The sequence below is a fragment of the Bartonella sp. MU70NMGDW genome (assembly GCF_042194085.1).
GTDB classification, from domain to species: Bacteria; Pseudomonadota; Alphaproteobacteria; order Rhizobiales; family Rhizobiaceae; genus Bartonella; species Bartonella grahamii.
On record NZ_JBHIMK010000137.1, the window covers coordinates 1 to 3,497 of the forward strand.

The window sequence follows — 3,497 nt, forward strand, 5'->3', positions numbered from 1 at the left end:
TGAATGCGATTGGGGTGATCTGTCAATTGCATCAAACAAACAAAAGGTCCCCAAACCTTCACCAAGCCTGCTTTCGGGGGATTGCCTCCTAAATCTTCAAATCGTTCAGAACTATGGGTATTAAAAACTTGTGGTTTATCATTTTTATTCACCGCAATAATTCTTTGACCAAACAAAGCGAACGACCATTGATTATCCTCATGCGCATGATAAGTCACTCCACTTTGACTTATATCCTTCCAACCCTTCGTTTGACTATCATAACTGTAAAGCTTTTGCTTGCCTCCTACGATTATCTTAACACCATTACCGGTTCTAAAGGCTATTGAACCCAAGGGCTTTTCTTCCAAAGCATGAGACACAACCATTGCACTAGGCATGGGTATATAACCGCCATCTGCCGGCAAAACATTCACAAGGCTATCCGTAAAACTACCGTTGACAACCGCAACATCTGGTCTGTAATCGGCTACTGGAAAATAAACCATCTTAAAAATCCGTTGGTATTATTCTGGTCACGTTATGACGTTGAGACGTCTCTGCACGCAATTCATTCAACTGTTCGTTAAAGTCATTGTAAGCTGCCGTTGCACAATCGGGGTCTTTCAAGATATTCTTGTAAAGTTCGTATTTTGCACGCGCCTTAATCAAATCAAACGCGTGCACAAACCATGGATGCTCCTCATCGACACTCTCTATCTCTGATAAACGCAATGGAGAGAGAATGAGTTGAATCTGATAGGCTTTATCCGGCGTGGGATAAAGATGTAATTTCCTATCAAAATAACTGTAACAAACCGGCGTTCCTTGCTGCTCTGATGATAACAAAGGCTCTAAAGAAACATGGTCCTTACACTCCAATGCAAACTTATGATGTTGATCAGAGCTCAGATAAACGTTTTTGATTTTAACAGCTGTTTCAATATGGCTGGTAGTGCTTGCATCATAAACACCTTGTCCCGCCCGTGTCTCAAACACCACATCACGGCTTTCGTTAAAGTAAAAGGTCTCCCGTTCACAAAAACGAATGGCTGCAAAAATGCTTTCTTGGATTTGATGAACATACTCATCGGCTATGTCATCAATCTCATCTTGAATGACCGACACTAAGTGCGAAAGTGTTCTCTTATGACGATAAACATCTCGCTTTACAGGTATCGGTCCTCCGGTCTTAACCCGAATATAATGACGTGTCATCAAAATACCTCTCAGTGATTAGTCACGAATTCAACGACTATACTTGCTTGCCCAGCTTGTACTGTTTTGTCCGCTTTGGCATAGAGAGTAAGTTCTTCATCATAAGGGATAAACTCCTTCTGATTGGTAGGCTTAACCTCTTTTACTGCCTGTTGTTTGATTTCTGCTTCACCAAACTCATTGCCGCCAGCAGTGCTGCCTATTTTTACCTTCGTGTCCGAAAATGCTGTCTTAACAAACACTTTAATTGAAGTAATCAAAGCACCACGAGGTAGCGTGCCTATTCTCATAGCGTTTTCTTTATCTTCATAGCTAAAATTAAGCCGCAAAAAGCTTACCTGCTGGGTATGAAGATTTCTCCCTTGCAAGGGCTGTGGTAAATAATCTGCCATGTCTTATCCCCTCAATGATTTGTTACGAATTGCACAACCACAATACATTCACCAGCCGCAGTTGTTTTATCCCGTGTTGCATAAAGGGTCATCTCCTTATCATCTGCAACAAAAGACTTTTGATCTGTTGGCGTAAAATCTTGCGTGCCTTGGGCTTTGATGTCTTTTTCACTGAACTCATTGCCGCCATAGGTGCTGCCTATCTTTAATTTTGCTTCAGAAAACGCGGTCTTGACAAAAGCCTTCATCGAAGTGATCAAAGCGCCACGAGGCAAAATTCCGATTTTTTCCGTAAGATGCTTATCTTTATGCGAGATATTCAAACGTAAGAAACTCACCTGTTGGGTGTGAAGATTTCTTCCCTGTAATGGAGGTGGTAATTGATCTGCCATGTCTTATCCCCTTAATGATTACGCACCAGCTTCACCGCTGTAGGTAGGAATGACAATCGTTCCAAAATCTTGGGCTGTTTGTGCGCTATTTGGCATTTTGAAACGGGTCTTCTTCATTCCTATCAATGTTTTAGCTGCAACACTAAATTCACGGTCATAATCAAAATATTCTTCTTTGAGTGTGTAATGCGTTGCACTGTGATTCTTGCCAAAACCTATAACCGCACTCTGGGCTCCTAAGAAAACCGCACGACGCACACTCTTTACCGCTGTATTATTTGTCGAGTTAACACCATGGGTGACATGTATCGCTTCACGTAAAATAACGCCATTATACATGCCTAGTGAACCATCAAAGATTGGGTTTTTCGCACGAGAGGTTGCATAAACCGATTTTTGAATATCTAACCACTCACCAACGGCTGTATTGGTTCGCAATTGCATGACTTGTGTTGGATGCAAATACAAAACATAAACATCATCACCATTGACATGGACTGGAGAAATTTGCGGATTGGCAAGTTTGGCTTGTTTAACCGCTTCATCAATCAATTTAAGACTAAAGCTATGTTTGGCTTTATCATTGAGATCTTCATCCTTTGTTTTACCATCTGGGCGGATAATACGTTCACTGCTTGGTGCCATGATTTCATTAAAGCCATAATGAACCGGCTTAATATACACTTCTCGACCATCAACATTGATCGTACGGGGTGTATAACCACATACCTGAAGAAAGAACATGATGCTTAAACGATTGGCATACCAACGAACTAAACCTTCTTTGGCTTTTTTCCGTAAATTGGGGAGAATTCTCTGTTGGTCAATCGAGTCATCATTCGCTACACGTGCTGCATGTAAAAGCTCGTTAATCACCAACCGATCATTCATAAATTGAAGCGCTTCTTCATTGCCCTCTAAGGTTTCGCCTTGCGTGACACCGTCCCCAAACAGATTGACCAGCAGACTAAACGTAACGCTATCCCCTGCACTCTTATGGGTTTCGTTGTAAAGCTGGATAATGCTGTTCGAACTTTTGCCAATCAGAGGAGCAATTTTTGTCGCTTTCAAAACTTCATTGCTTAATTTCTGTGACCACAATTTCACCGATTGCGGATCATGGGTTCCTATATGTGTTGTTGCCATTGATTTCACCTTTCTTTGCTGTAAAAAAACCGGCTTAAAGCCGGTGGAAAACCCGCATCAAGGCGGATTATGTTGTAAAACTTATTGCCAATCAGGATCTGCACCCATAATTTCATAAAAACGGGCTTCATTTTTCGGGTTCGATATCCAAGCATTGAATTCTTTCTCTGACATATTCGCAAGTGTCTCTTTGGTCATAGGACCCGTCACGCCCCCTCCACCAGATGCTGTTAAGGTTCTCGCAGAATTCTGCCGGCTTTGAAGTTCTGAAACCTGATTATTCGCTTGAACCCCTTGGTTCTGATAGCCAAGATTTTGCGCTATTCTATAAATCTCTTCTGCCGGATTGAGATCTCTTTGTGCACAAGTC

Annotated in this window: 4 protein-coding genes and 2 pseudogenes; all 6 read right to left on the reverse strand. The window is 41.8% G+C overall.

Features of this window, described 5'->3' with window-relative positions:
• Window positions 1-488, reverse strand: a pseudogene (locus ACFIKE_RS08700) (hypothetical protein); the annotation flags it as partial.
• 1 nt (window position 489) lies between these two features.
• Window positions 490-1,197, reverse strand: coding sequence for a hypothetical protein (locus tag ACFIKE_RS08705; protein ID WP_375649340.1), 708 nt, complete (start codon window positions 1,195-1,197; stop codon window positions 490-492).
• An 11-nt stretch (window positions 1,198-1,208) separates the two neighbouring features.
• Window positions 1,209-1,589: a hypothetical protein gene (locus ACFIKE_RS08710; protein ID WP_375633742.1), complete on the reverse strand. Its 381-nt coding sequence runs from the start codon at window positions 1,587-1,589 to the stop codon at window positions 1,209-1,211.
• 11 nt (window positions 1,590-1,600) lie between these two features.
• Window positions 1,601-1,981, reverse strand: coding sequence for a hypothetical protein (locus ACFIKE_RS08715; protein WP_375637953.1), 381 nt, complete (start codon window positions 1,979-1,981; stop codon window positions 1,601-1,603).
• A gap of 18 nt (window positions 1,982-1,999) precedes the next feature.
• Window positions 2,000-3,127 carry a N4-gp56 family major capsid protein gene (locus ACFIKE_RS08720; protein WP_375649342.1) on the reverse strand — a complete coding sequence of 376 codons (1,128 nt, stop codon included), beginning with the start codon at window positions 3,125-3,127 and terminating at the stop codon, window positions 2,000-2,002.
• 81 nt (window positions 3,128-3,208) lie between these two features.
• Window positions 3,209-3,497 (reverse strand): annotated as a pseudogene (locus tag ACFIKE_RS08725) (hypothetical protein); the annotation flags it as partial.